The following is a 666-nucleotide window of genomic DNA, read 5'->3' as shown; positions in this document are numbered from 1 at the left end:
TGAGCTATGCTGAAGAAACCGTACAACTAAACTTGGTAAACTAAGCGTATTCACAGGAGTTTACCATGACCAAGAAAATCAGAACTTACAGCACAGAATTTAAAGCAGAAGCCGTTAAGAAGATAGCAAACAATAATGGCAATATCTCAGCGACCGCAAAGCAGCTTGGCATCGCCATGCAGACCTTATCTAATTGGCATAACAAAGCCAACCAAGGCAAGCTTGTAGGAACAGAGCAGTACGATCCACAGCTCATAGCCGTGATTGAAGAGAACAAGCGCCTCAAACGACAGCTTAAAGTAGCCGAAGAGGAACGAGAGATATTAAAAAAGGCGACGGCGTACTTTGCAAAGCACAGCTAGTCAGGTACGCCTTTATCAAAGATAACCAGCACTTCTTTAGCATCACCACTATGTGCCGTGTGCTAAAGATTAAGCATTCAAGTTACTACGACTGGCTGAGTCGCGATATCAGCGAGCAGCAGATACATCGCAACCATTGCGAGCTACTCGTTAAAGCCGCTCACAGTCAAAGTAAAGAACGTTATGGTTATGAACGTTTGCATGCAACGCTCACCGAGCAAGGCCATGACATTAGCCTATACATGGTTAGAAGCATTAAAGAGGAACATGGCATCAAATGCCGTCGCCACAAGCGCTTTAAAGT

The 666-nt window shown here is 44.6% G+C and carries 1 pseudogene; it reads left to right on the top strand.

What is annotated here, in order from left to right:
• Nucleotides 1–65 precede the first annotated feature (65 nt).
• Nucleotides 66–666, top strand: a pseudogene (locus ACT3SX_RS15435) (transposase); the annotation flags it as partial.

Origin of the sequence: Psychrobacter sp. AOP31-B2-9 (assembly GCF_052378005.1) — a bacterium.
GTDB lineage: Bacteria > Pseudomonadota > Gammaproteobacteria > Pseudomonadales > Moraxellaceae > Psychrobacter.
The sequence above is the reverse complement of the archived record's forward strand: the minus strand, read 5'-3'. Positions and strand labels throughout refer to the sequence as shown.